This window comes from Halobacillus faecis (genome assembly GCF_007991335.1).
Taxonomy (GTDB): domain Bacteria; phylum Bacillota; class Bacilli; order Bacillales; family Halobacillaceae; genus Halobacillus; species Halobacillus faecis.
On sequence record NZ_BJYD01000029.1, the window covers coordinates 14,505 to 30,932 of the forward strand.

Genomic DNA, 16,428 nt, shown 5'->3' on the forward strand with positions numbered 1-16,428 from the left:
TTATACCTCTAAAGAGGAGACCTTTGCTGAAGGAGGAGTTTGCATGGCTTATAAATCGATTATATTAGGCACAGGCCCTGCCGGATTGACAGCGGCTGTTTATTTAGCAAGAGCGGATATGGAACCGCTCGTTATCGAGGGACCGGAACCAGGCGGACAATTGACGCTTACGACTGAAGTCGAGAATTTCCCTGGATTCCCTGATGGCATCATGGGTCCAGAGCTCATGGATAACATGAAAAAGCAGGCCGAACGCTTTGGTGCGACTTTCAAGCGCGGATGGGTGACCGATGTAGAGGTGGAAGGGCGTCCGTTCAAGCTTCATGTCGACGGCTTAGGTGAAGTGGTGACGGAAACGTTAATCATCTCTACTGGTGCCTCTGCCAAAATGCTCGGCATACCAGGTGAAAAAGAAAACCTTGGAAAAGGCGTCAGCACATGTGCGACCTGTGATGGGTTCTTTTTCCGAGGAAAGAAAGTGGTCATCATTGGTGGAGGGGACTCCGCAATGGAAGAAGCGACTTTCCTTACGAAATTTGCGAGTGAAGTGCAAGTCATCCACCGTCGTCATGATCTCCGCGCATCGAAAATCATGCAGACACGTGCGCAAGAAAATGATAAAGTGACGTGGGCGCTGAACAAAACACCCGTTGAAATGGTGTCGGATGGTATGAAGATCAGTGGCATCAAGGTTCGTGACAACGAGTCTGGAGAAGAGGAAGTCATTGACACCGATGGAATATTTGTTGCGATCGGTCACAATCCCAACACGGATTTTGTGAAAGGGAAGCTGAATATGGATGAAAAAGGCTATATTCTCGTTGATCCCGGGACGACCAACACGAATATTCCCGGCATCTTCGCCTGTGGCGATGTCCAGGATCAGAAATACCGCCAAGCGATTACCGCTGCAGGAACAGGCTGCATGGCAGCAATGGATACGGAGCGTTTCCTTGAAGGAGAAGCGACGATCGACTGGAGCGAAAATCTATCCTAATGACTCGATTAAGCATCGATCTGTTCTAACAGATCGATGCTTTTTTTGTACCAGAAATAGATCAAATCTTTAAGTGGATCACCTAAATAATGGTGTACCAGGTCATACATATATTGGAAGATACTTTAAAAACTAATTCAATATATATTGAATATTTAATTCTATAAGTATAGAATAATTGCAAGAGGTGATGAAATGGAAGTATTTTCTATGGGTTCAAGAAAAAGAGAGACGTATCAAGTGGAGGTGAAACATTCTCTTCTGTGGGAAGCGGCACTTGGCATTGCTGCGATCACGAATGAACAGCTGCTGGACACGCTGGACTATACAGATAAACAATGGAAGACGATTAAAGCATCATTGTCTAAGGAAATGTTGGCTCATTTGGAAATTGTCCAGCAAAAGAATACGTGGAAAACGATCTTGCTTCTACTTCATGAAAAGGACATGAATTTACTAGAGGAATTCAATCAATTTGTAAATGAATTAGGTGAAGAAGAGTTGCGTTACATCGCCCTTCCTTACATAGGGGTGAAGCATCAACAAGAGCGAAAGCTTGCTTCTCAAGGAAACCGTGATGCGGTAGAGAGGCTTCAGGAAGGATCTAAGGATAATGCTTTTTTTCCAAACTACGTTGCCTACATTAGCCAGGTGGATGTGAGCCATCTGAAAAATCATATCCAAGAGGTGATGACAGGGTGGTATGAGTCGGTTATTCAGCCGGATGAGGCGAAGTTCAAAGGTATTCTGGAACGCGATGCTTCTTCTAAGAATAAGCGTCTTGAGAAGCTGGAAGCGGAGGATTTTGTGGAGTGGGCAACCCATGGAATTCGTTATCTCCCGGAGCCTAGTGTCTATAAAGTCATCATGATCCCTCATTTTATCTATCGTCCTTGGAATGTGGAAGCCGATATTGAGGGGACGAAAATCTTTTATTACCCTGTGGCCAATGAAAGCATCCATCCAGATGACCCGTATGTTCCGGATCAAATGCTTGTTCAGAAGTTTAAGGTGCTGGGAGATGAGAATCGTTTGCGTATGCTCAAGATTTTGATGGGTGGAGGGCGTACCCTGAAAGAGATGACCGAGGAAGTCGGGATGGGTAAAACCACCGTCTATCACCATCTGAAGTTGTTGAAATCTGCCCGGCTCATCGTCGCTTATGGCCCCCGTTATCATGTAAGCCCACGGGCGTGGGAAATGCTGCCGAGGGAATTGGAGTTGTTTTTGGGAGAGGAAAAATGAACCGTGCGGAAGTGTGGCAGAGCGAAGACAAACCGTCATTCAAGTCCAATCGTCAGGCTCTACGCTTCATTGGAGGAAATCTAGTATCTTTTTTCGGAGATCAGATCTATTTGATTGCGCTCCCTTTGATGGTGCTTGCTCTTACCGGTTCCCCGCTCAGTATGGGAATTGTTGCTGCTATTGAGCGGGTGCCTGTTTTGTTCCAGCCGATTGCAGGTGTGCTTGCTGATCGATTGAACCGGAAACGAATTCTCCTGTTTTGTGATTTTTTCCGGTTTCTTTTACTTGGGAGCGTAGGAGTTTTGTTTCTGTATGAAACGATTGCCATCTATGTTCTATATGCAGCGGCTTTCGTTATTGGTGTGCTTGGACAACTTTATCAAACCTCTCAGTTTGCATCGATTCCGAAACTCGTTAGAAAGCAGGATCTCGACCTTGTAAATGCCTGGAACACAGGGATGTTTCATACGGCTGTTTTTCTTGCCCCGGGGCTGGGTGGTTGGATTGTGGCCTTTTACAACCCTGGAATCGGGATAATTATAAATAGCCTTTCTTTCTTCATCGGCTTTCTAGTCGTTTGGAGTCTACGGTTGGAAGAGGAGCGGATGCAAGGGGAAAAGCGGTCATTTACTCAAGACATGAGAGAAGGGTTTCATTTTGTAATGCAACAACGACCTTTACTCTATACCAATATCGCTATGTTCTTTTCTGTATTTGGCACGACTCTCTTTTTGACCATGATGATCGTTCATTTAAAAGCGGGTATTGGTTTTTCAGCGGTCTCGATCGGTTGGCTTCTTTCCATTGGGGGGGTAGGAGCTATTGGGGGAGCGGTGCTTTCTCCTATACTGAGAAGGAGAGTTACTTATCGCACCCTATTATTTGGATGTGGCGCACTCGGAGGGCTTTCTATCTTCCTGTTCAGTTTCTATCAATCTTTTATGGCTCTAGCCCTTTTGAACGCTTTTGGGACCATTTGTGCTTCCATCAGCAGTCCATGTATTGTAACGTTAAGACAAAAGCTGACGCCGGAGCATTTACTCGGAAGGGTGCAGGCGACGAGCCGTTTCATGACGTGGGCGTTGATGCCTGTAGCTGCCTTGGTGGCTGGAATCATCAGTGAATACATAAGTACATCTATGACCATTGCTATAGGAGGAAGTGTCTCCATCATCGCTTCTTTTATTTATTTACACCCTTCCCTGAAAAAAGTAGATAGAGAGGGGGCGTGAAATGGACTACGTACAAAGAATAAGAAAAAGGATTGGGACACAGCCGCTCGTCGTGGCAGGGGCTACGGTTCTTGTTCAGAATGAGCAGGGGGAGCTGCTGTTCCAGTATCGTAAGGATACAAAAGAGTGGGGACTTCCTGGTGGAGCGATGGAGCCTGGGGAGACGCTTGAGCAGACGGCTGTCAGAGAGCTGAAAGAAGAAACGGGGCTTATAGCTGGACACGTGCGCCAAGTCGCCACGTATTCAGGGGAAGACTTTTTTTATCGCTTCTGAGATTAGCGGAGAACGCAAAGTGGATGATAAAGAAACGTTGGATTTGAAGTATTTCAGCCTTGAATCTCTCCCTGAGAATATCGACAAAAGGGCGCGGATCATTATGGAAAGGGTGAGCCTATGAAAGCCTTAGAGGCGGCAAAAGTTGTGGTCAGAGAACGGTTCCTGGAATGTGATGCCGCCCTTCTAGCAGGGAGCGTCGTAAGGGGGGAGGAAACAAGCACATCCGATTTGGACATCGTCATTTTCGATTCGAAAGTAGCGTCGTCTTTTCGCGAATCTTTCTATGCGGGAGAGTGGCCGGTCGAAGTCTTCGTCCATCATTGGTCTTCCTACCGTGAGTTTTTCGAGAGTGATTGTGAGCGTGGACAACCTTCGATGCCACGCATGGTGGCAGAGGGACAGATCCTTAAGTGGGATGATCGTCTGGAAATTGTCAAAAATGAAGCCGTGGACCTGCTGAAGGAAGGGCCGGCCCCGTGGTCTGAAGAAACCCTTTTGCTTAAGCGGTATTTTCTTACGGATGCATTGGACGATTTTGTTGGCTGCACTGACCGGGGGGAAGCTCTTTTCATTGCATCAAAGCTGGCAGAGCAGACGAGTGAGTTTCATTTAAGAATGAGTGGCCAGTGGAGCGGAGCCTCAAAATGGATGGCTCGCTCGCTCCGAAGCTATGATGCTACTTTTGCAGAACGGTTGATCCAATGCTTTGATCATTTTTACAAATACGGCGAGAAGGAAGGCGTCGTGGAACTGGTAGATGAGGTGCTGCATCCATACGGCGGTCGTTTGTTCGAAGGGTTTTCAATCGGAAAGAAGAAAAGGAGGTAGACCAGTGAAGAGAATCATGGTGCTTGGTGTTTCTGCAGGTGTAGGCAAATCGACATTTGCAAAGAAACTAGGGGAGAAGCTCGACATCGACGTGTATCATCTCGATCGTTTTTATTGGGAGCCGGGTTGGAAGGAAGCGACACTGGAGGATTTCTCCGAGAGGCAGAGAGAAGTCGTAGAAAAAGACCAGTGGATTATAGAGGGAAATTATAGACCTACGTATGAGATACGCGCAGAGAGGGCAGACACGATCATCTACTTGGAATTGCCTCTAAGGACCTGTCTATTTCGAGTCTTGAAGCGCTGGTGGACCCACCGGGGAAGCACACGCCCGGACCTCGGTGAAGGGTGTAGTGAAAGAATGGAAGCGGACTTTTTAAAATTCATTGTAACGACCTATCGGAAACGGAAAAAGAACATGCAGGAGAGGCTCCTTTCGTTTCAGGAAATCGGCCGTGAGAAGCGTGTCATTCAATTAAGATCGAAAAACGATATCCAGAAGTTTCTTGATCACCATTCATAAATGAGTGGTTCGCAAGCGGGATTTTTACATAAAAAAGCGCTCCAAGTGAAAACTTGGAGCGCTTTTTGTTTTTATTAGGAAGCCTTTTTCTCTTGCTTTCTCTCCTCAGGTAAGAGAAGGGGCTTTGGCTGACATTTTTTCTTCGTCATTTCTGACACAACGAAAATCATTACGAATGCTGCAATACAAGCAAGTGTACGGAATGGGAACAGGACAATTCCGTCAGGATTGATCATTGGGTACGGCAGGAATGCCGGTAGTCCCATTGCAGGCTCTCCGCCTCCTAAACGGAGGAATAACGCCACGGAGAATCCGGCGATCGATCCGTAAAGGTTCGCATTTTTATAAAAGAGTGCCATGGTGAGCTGTGGGAAAAGAATCGTGTACACAAGATCGGAGGCTAAATACCACAGCGTATATACACTTTTAACATTTAATGCGATGATCATCGCTCCGACACCGACGATGATGATTGTACGCTTAATCACTTTCTTCAACTGCTCAGAGCTTGCATTCGGTTTAAGCAATGGACGGTACACGTTCCAGGATGCCATGGAAGAGGCAGAAAGAATGGAAGAGTCCATAGAGGACATGACCGCCGCTGCGAGAGCTCCAAGTCCGATAGCGGATACGAGTTCAGGCGTCAAATATCTTAGAATGTGCGGCAGAATGACTGCTGGGTTCTCAGGAGTTGGAAGTCCCATGCTTGCCCAGTCCATATTTACGCCGACAATTCCAATCAGAACGGCAGGGATGGCTGCAATGATGCAGATGATTCCTGCTGTGATGGATAACCACATGGCAGTTTTTTCATTTTTCGCTGAAAGAACACGCTGGAAATATACTTGCCACGCAATCCCACCAAAAATAAGAAGGAGGGCGTAGTCAATCCAGTTCCAGAACCAATTGCCCCATGCAGGATCCTGCCATCCGTTCAACGGTGGAAATAAATTGGCGTATGATCCGAATTCTGCTGAATAGTTACTCCATGCATTATCAATACCACCAACATGACCTAAAGTAAATGGCACTACTAAAATGAGTCCAATCAATAGAATGGCCATCTGGAAAACGTCCGTATAAGCAACCGCCCACATACCACCAGCTACGGTATAGGCGATAGCAATGATTCCTGAAAGGATGATGGATGTAGTAAAGTCAATGTTCAGGATGGTACCGAATGTCGTGCCTAGAGCCGTTAGAATCGCAGCACTCCAGAACATTTCTCCAAGTAAAGCAGGAATGTAAAGGACTCCGGCCATTTTTTTGCCGAAACGTTGTTCCAGAGGGTCAATAATGGTGAGGAATTCATAGCGGCGCATTTTACGAGCGTAGAAAATACCACCGATGATTAGACTTAATGCGTATCCCCATGGAGCTTGAGCCCAAACGAGACCATCGCTGTACGTGAATTCTGCTGTTCCATTGACATATCCGCCACCTACCCAGGTAGCAGCCATAGTGAACATGGCAATTCCAAGAGGTAAGCTGCGGTTTGCGACCATCATGTCTGCTAGAGTTCCGGATTTGTTTGTAGCGAAGACTGCACCGATGTAATAGACGAGGGCATAAAAAACAATCATGGCGATAAATCCGCCCCATTGAATGTTTTCATTTGTGAGGGCCATGTAGAGGACGAAAACACCTAAAAGCGTCCCGAGCATGATTGCGGCTTTGTTTTTTGCGAAAAAAGATGGTTGTTGATTCGATTGCAATGACATCACTCCTTTATTATTATCTGAATATTCTGTAAATTATAAAGTCCATACTTCTCCCATGAATAACAGGTAAAGTGTTATTCAGAGAGGCAGTATCTTATTTTTCTTGGTCAACAGGGAGAAAATCAAAAATTTCTCCACTCTCTATAGAGTCCACGAGCTTCTGTAACCAATGGTAATAAGGTTTGGATGCTTCGAGTTGCTGATAGACTTGTTCTGCTTCTTGTTTTACAACTTCGTCCGCTTCAGGATCTTCGATGAGACCATTCAATTCCTTTTGGGCAAGTTTGATCGCATCTAAGTTCGTTTTGACTTCTCGTAACCATTTTTTTGTAAAAAAGTTGGAGAAGAAATTAAAGAAGTCTTTTTCAGCGACAAACGTCTGCCGGCGCGTTCCTTTTCGGAATGTCTGCTTCACAATGTTGTAGTTTTGAAGCTTCTTTACTCCTGTACTCATGCTTGGCTTGCTCATTCCGAGCTTTTCACGCATTTCATCCAACGTCATATCATCCTCGAAGTACATCGTCCCATACAAGGTCCCTGCACTCCGGGTCACTCCATACAAATCCATCGTTTCCGCAATGGAATCGATCACAAGTCCTTTCGCGTGCTCAATGGTCTGTCGGGAGTTTTCTTCATGATGATTTGTCATTAAAAACCTCCTCACAGGCGTAAAAGCAATTAACTTTATTAAATTTTTTCTTTACAGACTTTATCTTAACGAATAAAAATCGCTTGTCAAAAATCATTTTAGAAAAAAATCGCCTTAAGCCCTATCATCTCATAGGTTATAGGCGATTTAAAAAATTTTTCGCTTTGACAAGCTTCCAAAGGCTTGTTAACGTTAAAAGTATTCAAAAAGTTAAATTTTTAATTAACAAGATTAACGATATGGGAAATAAAAGTAAATCAGGAGACTTACACCTGAATCAGGAAAGAATATCATTAGGTAGCAAATGATTCGATTCTGCCGGTGCGACCGTATCGTGCATTTAGTATGGAATAGGATAACTGGGGAGAATGATCATGATTTGGAACAGAAGAATGGAGAAATACCTCATAAAATATAACGCTCATAAGACTATATTGATCTGATCTGATAGAGGTGCCTGAGACTCTCTCGGGGCTAGAATAATAAGAATAAAAGAGGAGGCCGTTTTGCTTGCTCACTCTACTCTATATGGTTTGGCTGTTATTAACAGGTCAAGCAAACGCAAAAAAACAAAATTTGTAGGAGCTATATACAGGAGTTTTTGTGGAGGAACGAGGGTGATCAAACGTGTTCGAAGGTATTAACCTGATGTTACAGCAGCGGAGTTTTCTTGTATGTTTGGACGATTAATCCACCTCTCCCGTACCCATTTACTCGAAAAGAACTCCTTCCCTTATCAAACCGCTGGCTAACTTAGAATCCCGTACGTAACATATGACTATAGGACGCATCAACTTCAGCAGTAAACGAAATAGACAAGCGCTGTATTAACAGTATAAACCACTACGCAAGCCTTCAGGAATTGAATCCTGTAGGTTTTTTATTTATACAGCATGGGAAGAGGTGCGTTCGTGTGGCTATCTTCAGGAGCATCGTGAAGCGCGTGTCTTTTAACTCATCAATGTTAAAAAGGGGAGAGGTAAAGGATGGCGAATACTCCTTTATACATATTAAAAGGTCTCCATCATTGAAAAGAGGGAAATGATAGAGAAAAGGTACCTTGAGCAGCTGTGCGTTACGTTACGTATGACCGCTGTTTATTAAGGGGACGATGATATAGAATTGTCATAGAATCATCAGTTTTATTTTTAGCAATGATCCGCTTCATGAATTATAATGATGGTAATGTGAACTATTTCACAAAAAACGCATGTAAGGAGTTTTTATATAAATGAAGCACCTCAGCAGACTAGCTTTCTCAGATCGAAAAGTTTTCATGCTGTTGGTCCTCACATCCGTGTTGATTGGTGCCACGATTATTGGTCAATCCTATTTCTTCGTTGCGATCGTCGACCGGATTTTCCTTGGTGAGGAACGTTTTCAAGATATCCTTCCCCTTCTCGCAGGATTGCTTGCTGTGCTCGCAGGTCGGACGCTGTTTACATGGCTGAACGGCCGTACAGGCATAACGCTTGCTTCCAAAGCGAAGCGTTATTACCGACATTCAATTATTGAAAAGTACGCGCGCAATCCCGTTCAAGCCTCTTTACAAGGACAATCGGGAAGGAAAGTCAGTGTGCTGATGGATTCCGTAGACGAGATTGACGGATACTTCAGCAGTTATATTCCACAAATGATTCAGACGATGATCATCCCATTGATGATTCTTGTCGTTGTATTCACCCAGCATCTCTATTCAGGGCTGATCATGGTTATTACAGCTCCGTTTATCCCTCTGTTTATGGCAATCATTGGTGTCATGACAAAAAAGAAATCGGAAGAGCAGATGGAGAAATTGAACACGTTCTCGGGAAAGTTTCTAGATACGCTTCAAGGCTTGACGACATTAAAGCTGTTCGGACGTTCCAAGCAGCAAAAGGAAGAGATTGAATCCAGCAGCCTCGGTTTCCGTGATGCGACGATGGAAGTGTTGAAAGTGGCTTTTGTTTCTTCCTTGATGCTTGAGTTCATTTCCATGCTCAGCATCGGCTTGATTGCATTGGAAATTGCCATACGGCTTGTCGTTTACGAGAGTGTTTCCTTTTTTACCGCCTTTTTCATTTTAATCCTTGCCCCTGAATTTTATTTGACGCTGAAGGACTTCGGCAGTGCTTTTCATACAGGGAGAGGGGCTTCGGGCGCTGCGAACCTTTTGACGGAAGAACTTGAAAAAGAAGAAGAGCACATTCAGTGGGGAGACGAAAAGCTTGAAGGTGAACATCCCCCTGTATTGGAACTGAATCAAGTGAGCTTTTCTTACGACGAAGGATTTGCTATGGAAGGTGTGACCGCAACGATTAAGCCGTATGACCAGGTGGCCATCGTTGGTAAAAGTGGGTCAGGGAAATCGACGCTTCTGCACCTTTTAGCGGGTTTGGCTAAACCCTCGTCTGGAGTTGTCGCACTCCATAATCGCTCCCTCTTTGATTACGAGGAAAGGGAGTGGTTTTCTCGGGTGAGCTACATTTCCCAGCATCCCTATTTATTTTCCGGAACGATTGCAGAAAACATTGCGATTGGCGGGCGAGGGAATCATTCCACTGAAGAAATCAAGGAGGCCGCGGAGAGAGCGGGAATTGCCCAGTTGATCGCATCATTGGAAAAGGGTTACGACACCCCTGTAGGAGAGGCCGGACGTGGACTTTCTGGAGGAGAAAAACAACGTCTCGCTCTGGCGCGTACATTTCTAAAAAAACCCTCTGTTATTCTGTTTGACGAACCGACGACAGGCCTCGATCTGAAGACAGAACGGATATTACAAGCCTCTATGGAAGAGCTCGCAAAAACTGCAACAATCATCACCGTAGCCCACCGTCTGCATACAATCAAAAAGGCTGATCAAATTTTGCTTCTCGATCGTGGTCATCTTATTGGAAATGGTACGCACGAAGAACTTCTTGAAACGGTGAAAGAGTACAGAGATATGGTGACCGTGCAGCAAGGAGGGGACTCGGCATGAAAGAACTTAGAGAAATCATCCGTTTAGTCGTATTGGAGAAAAGGGATATTGTGCTTTCCATCGTTTTCGGCTTTCTTGCCGGAATGTCAGCGGTCGGGCTGTTTGGTGCCAGTGGTTATTTAATCTCCAGGGCAGCCCTCATCCCACCGTTGTACGCCTTGACGGTACTTATCGCTTTTTTGAAGTTGTTCGGGTTTGCAAGAGCGCTCGGTCGTTATGCTGAAAGGTATTTCTCACATAGAGCGACCTTTACGATCTTAAGTAACCTACGGCTTGCTTTTTATAAAAAAATTGAGCCGCATGCACCGAGGATTTTCCAAAAATACAGGAGTGGTGATTTGCTCTCACGGATTGTCGGTGATGTAGAAAGTCTGCAAAACTTCTTTTTGCGGGTGTATTATCCACCGGTGGTCCTTGTCATCATCTTTTTAGGGACGATCGTTTTCACATCCATCTTCTCTATTTCTGTAGCTCTCGTGCTTCTCTTGGGGCTCATCGTTACTGGGCTGATGATTCCGGCCTGGTACACCGTCAAACAACGGAAACTAACCCCCCGTGTAAGACAGGCACGTGGAGAGGTATCAACCGAAGCTGCCGAATGGCTGTACGGCTTCCGTGACCTTAAAATCTATCAACAGCTGGAAAAGAAAAAAGAAACGCTTCGGCAGTCTTCCGATGATTATATCCGAGAGGATGAGCGCAACAGTCGTCAAATGCTTTCCAGCCATTCATGGAACACGTTTGCAACACTCCTTGTATCGTGGGTTGTCACAGGTCTTGGTGCGTTTCTTGTGGCTGAAGGAGATTTAAACGGTCTGTTTTTGGCGATGCTCGTGATGATCTCATTGACAGTCTTTGAAAACGCAGCACCGATGGCTGTTCTGCCAAGCCACCTTGATGATAGTAAACAAGCATCAGAACGGCTTTTTTCTATCGTAGAGGAAGAAAATCGGGGGTCAGAAACGTACAAACTTGATGGGGATCTGTCTCCTAGTTTCCAATTAACTGATGTCAGCTACCGTTTTCCCGACGAGGAAAGAGAGGCGCTTACAGGTGTCAATGTAACGATTCCTGCTGGCAGTAAAACGGCCATTGTCGGAGCCAGTGGATCCGGAAAATCAACACTTCTGCAACTGTTTATGAAATTCCAAATCCCCTCTGAAGGTGAGTTCATGCTCAATGGTATGGACATCACGGACATATCAGAAGAGAGCATATGGGAGAACAGCAATGTCGTACTTCAGGAGAACCATTATTTTTACGGGACGATCCGTGAGAACCTGCAGCTAGCCGGACAGGACCTCACCGATGAAGAGATGTACCTTGTGCTGGAAGAGGTGGGATTGGACTTTGACCTGGACCAACCGGTTTTTGAAAAAGGGGAAAACCTTTCGGGAGGAGAACGTCAGCGCCTGTCCATAGCAAGAGCTTTTCTAAAAGGAAAACGTCTCTGGCTGTTAGATGAACCGACCTCTTCTGTCGATGCTCTGACCGAACGGAGGATCTTCAATTCCTTGTATGATCGAGCGTCTCAAGATACCGTTGTTCTTATCAGTCACCGCTTGAGCGGCCTCGAAAAGATGGACCAAATCATCGTCATGGCCGAAGGGAAAGTTGTAGAAGCAGGTTCTTATGACAACCTCATGCAAAAGCAAGGACACTTCTGCGAAATGAAACAAATCGAAAAAAACATCTTCAGCACATAAAAAATGCCGTACCGGATATTCCATAATATGGATGACCTGGTACGGTAATATTTTCCATGTAATTGAGATAAGTGAACATCCGGTCTATACGAGATTATTGCTTACTTAGTAGTAGTAAGGGTATCCGTATGAGTAGGGGTAGTAATACGGGTATGGACTTGCCAAGTATGGAAAAAGCGCTAATGTAGCAAGCCCGGCTAGTGGAAAAGTTCGACGACGGAAGCGACGTGCACGACGACGTCCGTATCCATATTGACGTTCATCCATAGCATTTCCGTCTTCATCGACCATGACGTCTTCGCTGATTAAGATTGTCAGCTTATCATTATTTACGTCGGTGATGATTCCATCAAAGCTTTGCCCGTCCTTGGTTTGGACCATGACATGATAATACTTCATTTTATTGCACTGCTCATAGGAAGGCTGCGTATGACCTTGTTTATGCATGTTTCGTTCTTCTGTCATTTTAACCATCTCCTCAAAATCCATGATATTCACCCAGCCCAAAAGTGTGACAATCCATTTCATCAGAGTTAGTAAAGCGAACCGTTTTCCCAATCATCGCTCCCCTAACACAAATGTCTCGAAATTGTTTCTTTAACTAAAGCGAGCTTATATAAAAACAATGAGAAGCTGAATAACTATCCGAGAAAGCGTTATCATTATTTGTTAAATTCTAGTACACTAGAGATAATTCATAAGGTGAGGTGAAGGAATTGAAAAAGAGAGCGCCGATGGATTTAGGAAATGATGTGTTTTTGATTGATGGTTATGATATGGGATTTGAAGGACGAACAGGTACATATGTTTTGTTAGGGGATGACATTACACTCGTGGAAACGGGTCCGAGTCCTTCTGTGCCGAGAGTACTTGCAGGTTTGGAAGAACTGAAAATTCCCAAAGAAAAAGTAGCGTACGTGGTTTTGACGCATATCCATTTGGATCACGCAGGTGGAGCAGGACTGCTTTTGCAAGAATGTCCCAACGCGCAGGTCATTGTCCATGAAAAAGGGAAACGGCACCTCGCAGATCCTTCGCGTTTGATTAAAGGAGCGAAGGCGGTGTATGGAGAAACGTTTGATGAATTGTTTGACCCGATTCTTCCTATACCAGAAGAGAAACTGGAAACAAAGACAGACGGAGACACCCTTTTGCTTTCGCAGAATCGTAAACTCACATTTTATGACACTCCAGGACATGCGAAGCACCATCTTGGTATACATGATTCACAGAGTAATGGAATTTTCACTGGGGATACGGCAGGGATCCGGTATCATCAGACCGAAGATCATGGACTGACTTTTTATTTGCCGACAACTTCACCAAACCAGTTCGATCCAGATGCTATGCTTGCGTGCATCCGTCGTTTTCGGGATATGAATCCTTCTTGTCTTTATTTCGGTCACTTCGGGAAGACGGAGGATCCTGATCAAACGTTTGACCAAGTCACTGGCTGGGTGCCTGTTTTTGTGAGTGAAGCGAAGGATGCTTTAGAGCAGGGTCAAGGGTTGGATGGTGTTCAACAGCGCCTTCATGATCGTGTGTCGTCCTTTTTAGATGAAAAAGGAATTCCGAAGGATCATAAGGTCTATGATATTCTCAAATTAGATATAGAAGTATGTTCCATGGGCCTTGCCGACTACTTGAAAAAGAAAAGCAGAACGTAATTGTTCTGCTTTTTCTCATGATTGAATATATAATTGAAACATAACGGGAGATTCGAACGTAAGAAATAAGGAGAAAAAAGGGGGATACATAATGATTGGAATAGTAATGACAACGGTCTTATCTTTTCTATTATTTTTGACGTTGTCGATCATCGTCTATGTGAAAAATCGAATGAGAAGAAAGAAAATCATGAAAACGACATTGGGAGTCCTGGTTTTCGGGATCATCGTCATGTTCTTCGTCGTTTATGCGTTCATGCCGACGATTACGGTACCGAATATGTTGATTCTTAATGTGATTGTCGCTGTTTTGTTTGTTCCGTTAGTGTATGGAGGAGCCAAAGTACCGGTGCAATATCAAACGATGCACCGTTCACTGTCAGGAATCGTAATTTTAGGTGTAGCGGTCGCGGTCATTGGTGTTTTTATTTACAGCATTCTTGCTTTGGAGGACAGCTATGACAGCATCTCTAAATCAGAGGAAGAGGAAGCTCGTCCTTTGAATGAAGAAAACACGCCCATTTCTGTAGCACCTGAATCAGCACGGAACAAGGTGCAAAAAGCGATGAGTGTCGTTCCTAATACACAATTCTATGATTTAGGAAAACTACAGGCCCAGCGAATTGATGGTGAAATCTCTTATGTAGCACCGGTAGAGTTTTCAAGTTTCTGGCGTTACTTGCGAGGAAAAGAAACAGAAGGATACTTTACGATTACAGCTACGAATATCAACGCGCAGCCGGAGTTTGTACAGAGCAAAATGAGGTACACGAACTCAAGTTTCTTCAACCACAATGTGCAGCGTGTCGTCTATGGGAAACATCCGGAATATATCCAAAGTGGAGAAGCGCAAATTGAAGTCGATGACGAAGGTAAGCCATGGTATGTCCAAACCATCTATAAGCCGCTGCTGTTTTCCAACCGCCCGGACATGAATGATATCAAAGTGGCCATTGTCGATCCCGTCTCAGGTGACATCCAAACGTTTGAGTCTTCCGATGCTCCTGATTTCGTGGAAGGATCGGTCAGCTCAGAACTGGCAGCGATTGAAAATGAGTACTTTGGTAAGTATGTAAATGGCTGGTTGAATTCGATCTTTGGAGAAAAAGATGTAAAGATCCCGAATGAGTCGGGGACTGAAAGCAGTGTTACACCGATTTTCAATGAAGCAGGTGAAATGTTCTACTTCACAGATATGGCCTCACCGAAGGAAAATATTGATTCTGCCCTTGGTTATACGTTAATCAATGCTCGGACAGGAGCACTGACCTATTACAACGGCCAGCAAAATCAGGGGATCATGGACAGCAAAGGAGCTGTACAGATCGTCAACAAACAGTATCCTGAGAAAAACTGGACAGGAACGATGCCGGTCCTCTATAACGTAGATGGTCATCCGACATGGATTGTAAACGTGCTTGATCCAAATGGATTGTTCAAGCAGTATGCATACATCAAGGCAGCAGATTCAGACTTTGCTGTGTTTGGAGATACGGCTAAGCAGACGTTGAATGCATACCGTCTGCAAATCGCCCAGGACCCAAGCAGCGTCGAGGGAAGCCAAGGTGTCGATTTGACGGAGAAGTCAGGAACAATCAACCGCGTGCTTGTCACTTCTACTGATTCCAGGCAGTCTGTTCAATTTTTGTTAGAAGGGGAGACGACCATCTATACGGTCAATACGAGTAAAGCCCCTCTCGCCATTTTCCTGAAAGAAGGAGATCAAGTGAACATTCAGGCGCGTATTCGTGATAACGGAACAGCAACTGTAGAAGAAATGCAGATTCAAGGCATCAATTGACAAAAAGCAGCAGGGCACCCACTCCTGCTGCTTTTTTGTTATGATAAAATATATATAGAAATTTAATAGTGGAGGGATTTTTTATGGCAGAAAAAACATTCGCAACAGCAATTAATTGTATGGATGGACGTGTGCAGCTTCCCGTCATCCACTGGATGCAGGAACGTTATGGTACGGAATATATCGACATGATTACAGAAGCAGGCCCGACCAAGTTCTTGTTGGAAGGCTCTGAGGATCAGCTGGATGCTGTCAAAACGAAAATTGGCATTTCTGTGGACAAGCACGGATCTGGCGTTGTGGCTGTAGTCGGCCATTACAATTGTGCCGGTAACCCTGTTGATCGTGATGTAAAAGCTGGCCAAATCAAGGAATCTGTGGAGCTTGTGAAGTCCTGGGGCTTCAATGTGGATGCCATTGGCCTATACGTTAACGACCAGTGGGAAGTAGAAGTGATCACAGAATAAGAGGGTTTTTCTTCCTCATGGCGAATATTTCCTAGTAGAACATTCGCGAAGGAGTGGCGGTATGGAGCAAGCGAGCTGGTTTGATTTCGTTGAAAAAGAGCGGGATCCTGTTTATGAAGAACTGCAGACTTTAACGGAGGAGAACCCGAAAATACGCATCGCCTCCTATACCATTACGTTGAACCCTTTTGCTCTCATTGAAATTGAAAGTGATGGCATTCATGATTGCGTCAGCAACATCGAAGCTTGTTACGCCTATTTATGTAATTTAAATAAGTAATTTCAAAGGGAAACCCCAGAGTCCACACTCTGGGGTTTCCCTTTTCCTTTTTCTCAGCTAAAGCTCCCTATACTTG

General features: G+C 44.8%; 15 protein-coding genes. 12 read left to right on the forward strand and 3 right to left on the reverse strand.

Annotated features, from left to right (window positions below; all coding sequences use genetic code 11):
- Nucleotides 1-43: 43 nt before the first annotated feature.
- From trxB to HFA01_RS15880, 6 genes are all read left to right on the forward strand, one after another.
- Nucleotides 44-997, forward strand: coding sequence for a thioredoxin-disulfide reductase (gene trxB / locus HFA01_RS15855; RefSeq protein ID WP_146818083.1), 954 nt, complete (start codon nucleotides 44-46; stop codon nucleotides 995-997).
- A 195-nt stretch (nucleotides 998-1,192) separates the two neighbouring features.
- The gene (locus HFA01_RS15860) at nucleotides 1,193-2,242 is read left to right on the forward strand and encodes an ArsR/SmtB family transcription factor (RefSeq protein ID WP_146818085.1); all 1,050 of its coding nucleotides are present in this window, start codon (nucleotides 1,193-1,195) and stop codon (nucleotides 2,240-2,242) included.
- Nucleotides 2,239-3,474 (forward strand): MFS transporter, encoded by a 1,236-nt coding sequence (locus HFA01_RS15865; protein ID WP_146818087.1) that lies wholly within the window; start codon nucleotides 2,239-2,241, stop codon nucleotides 3,472-3,474. The genes HFA01_RS15860 and HFA01_RS15865 overlap by 4 nt, the downstream gene beginning before the upstream one ends.
- A gap of 1 nt (nucleotide 3,475) precedes the next feature.
- A complete protein-coding gene (locus HFA01_RS15870; protein WP_246139352.1) occupies nucleotides 3,476-3,748 on the forward strand; it encodes an NUDIX domain-containing protein in 273 nt (90 codons plus the stop codon).
- 120 nt (nucleotides 3,749-3,868) lie between these two features.
- Nucleotides 3,869-4,579, forward strand: coding sequence for a nucleotidyltransferase domain-containing protein (locus HFA01_RS15875; protein ID WP_146818089.1), 711 nt, complete (start codon nucleotides 3,869-3,871; stop codon nucleotides 4,577-4,579).
- Between the two features lie 4 nt (nucleotides 4,580-4,583).
- On the forward strand, nucleotides 4,584-5,102 hold the full coding sequence (locus HFA01_RS15880) for a P-loop NTPase family protein (protein WP_146818091.1): 519 nt from the start codon (nucleotides 4,584-4,586) through the stop codon (nucleotides 5,100-5,102).
- 74 nt (nucleotides 5,103-5,176) lie between these two features.
- On the opposite strand, the gene HFA01_RS15885 is transcribed toward HFA01_RS15880, so the two are convergent.
- Complete coding sequence (locus tag HFA01_RS15885) at nucleotides 5,177-6,766, reverse strand: high affinity choline transporter 1 (RefSeq protein ID WP_146818240.1); 1,590 nt, start codon at nucleotides 6,764-6,766, stop codon at nucleotides 5,177-5,179.
- A 151-nt stretch (nucleotides 6,767-6,917) separates the two neighbouring features.
- Nucleotides 6,918-7,472: a choline uptake/conversion transcriptional regulator CudC gene (gene cudC, locus HFA01_RS15890; protein ID WP_146818093.1), complete on the reverse strand. Its 555-nt coding sequence runs from the start codon at nucleotides 7,470-7,472 to the stop codon at nucleotides 6,918-6,920.
- A 1,231-nt stretch (nucleotides 7,473-8,703) separates the two neighbouring features.
- Between cudC and cydD the strand changes: the two genes are divergently transcribed.
- Nucleotides 8,704-10,431, forward strand: a complete 1,728-nt coding sequence (cydD, locus tag HFA01_RS15895; RefSeq protein ID WP_146818095.1) for a thiol reductant ABC exporter subunit CydD — start codon at nucleotides 8,704-8,706, stop codon at nucleotides 10,429-10,431.
- On the forward strand, nucleotides 10,428-12,137 hold the full coding sequence (cydC, locus tag HFA01_RS15900) for a thiol reductant ABC exporter subunit CydC (protein WP_146818097.1): 1,710 nt from the start codon (nucleotides 10,428-10,430) through the stop codon (nucleotides 12,135-12,137). The genes cydD and cydC overlap by 4 nt, the downstream gene beginning before the upstream one ends.
- 105 nt (nucleotides 12,138-12,242) lie before the next feature.
- Here cydC and HFA01_RS15905 read toward each other — a convergent pair whose 3' ends face one another.
- Nucleotides 12,243-12,695, reverse strand: coding sequence for a hypothetical protein (locus HFA01_RS15905; protein WP_246139353.1), 453 nt, complete (start codon nucleotides 12,693-12,695; stop codon nucleotides 12,243-12,245).
- 176 nt (nucleotides 12,696-12,871) lie between these two features.
- Here HFA01_RS15905 and HFA01_RS15910 point away from each other — a divergent pair, with 176 nt between their 5' ends.
- The 4 genes from HFA01_RS15910 to HFA01_RS15925 all read left to right on the forward strand — a co-directional run bounded on the left by HFA01_RS15910 (nucleotide 12,872) and on the right by HFA01_RS15925 (nucleotide 16,352).
- A complete protein-coding gene (locus HFA01_RS15910; RefSeq protein WP_146818099.1) occupies nucleotides 12,872-13,804 on the forward strand; it encodes an MBL fold metallo-hydrolase in 933 nt (310 codons plus the stop codon).
- A 91-nt stretch (nucleotides 13,805-13,895) separates the two neighbouring features.
- A complete protein-coding gene (locus tag HFA01_RS15915; RefSeq protein WP_146818101.1) occupies nucleotides 13,896-15,605 on the forward strand; it encodes a DNA-binding protein in 1,710 nt (569 codons plus the stop codon).
- A gap of 83 nt (nucleotides 15,606-15,688) precedes the next feature.
- On the forward strand, nucleotides 15,689-16,072 hold the full coding sequence (locus HFA01_RS15920) for a carbonic anhydrase (RefSeq protein ID WP_146818103.1): 384 nt from the start codon (nucleotides 15,689-15,691) through the stop codon (nucleotides 16,070-16,072).
- A 61-nt stretch (nucleotides 16,073-16,133) separates the two neighbouring features.
- A complete protein-coding gene (locus HFA01_RS15925) occupies nucleotides 16,134-16,352 on the forward strand; it encodes a hypothetical protein (RefSeq protein ID WP_146818105.1) in 219 nt (72 codons plus the stop codon).
- Nucleotides 16,353-16,428: the final 76 nt, after the last annotated feature.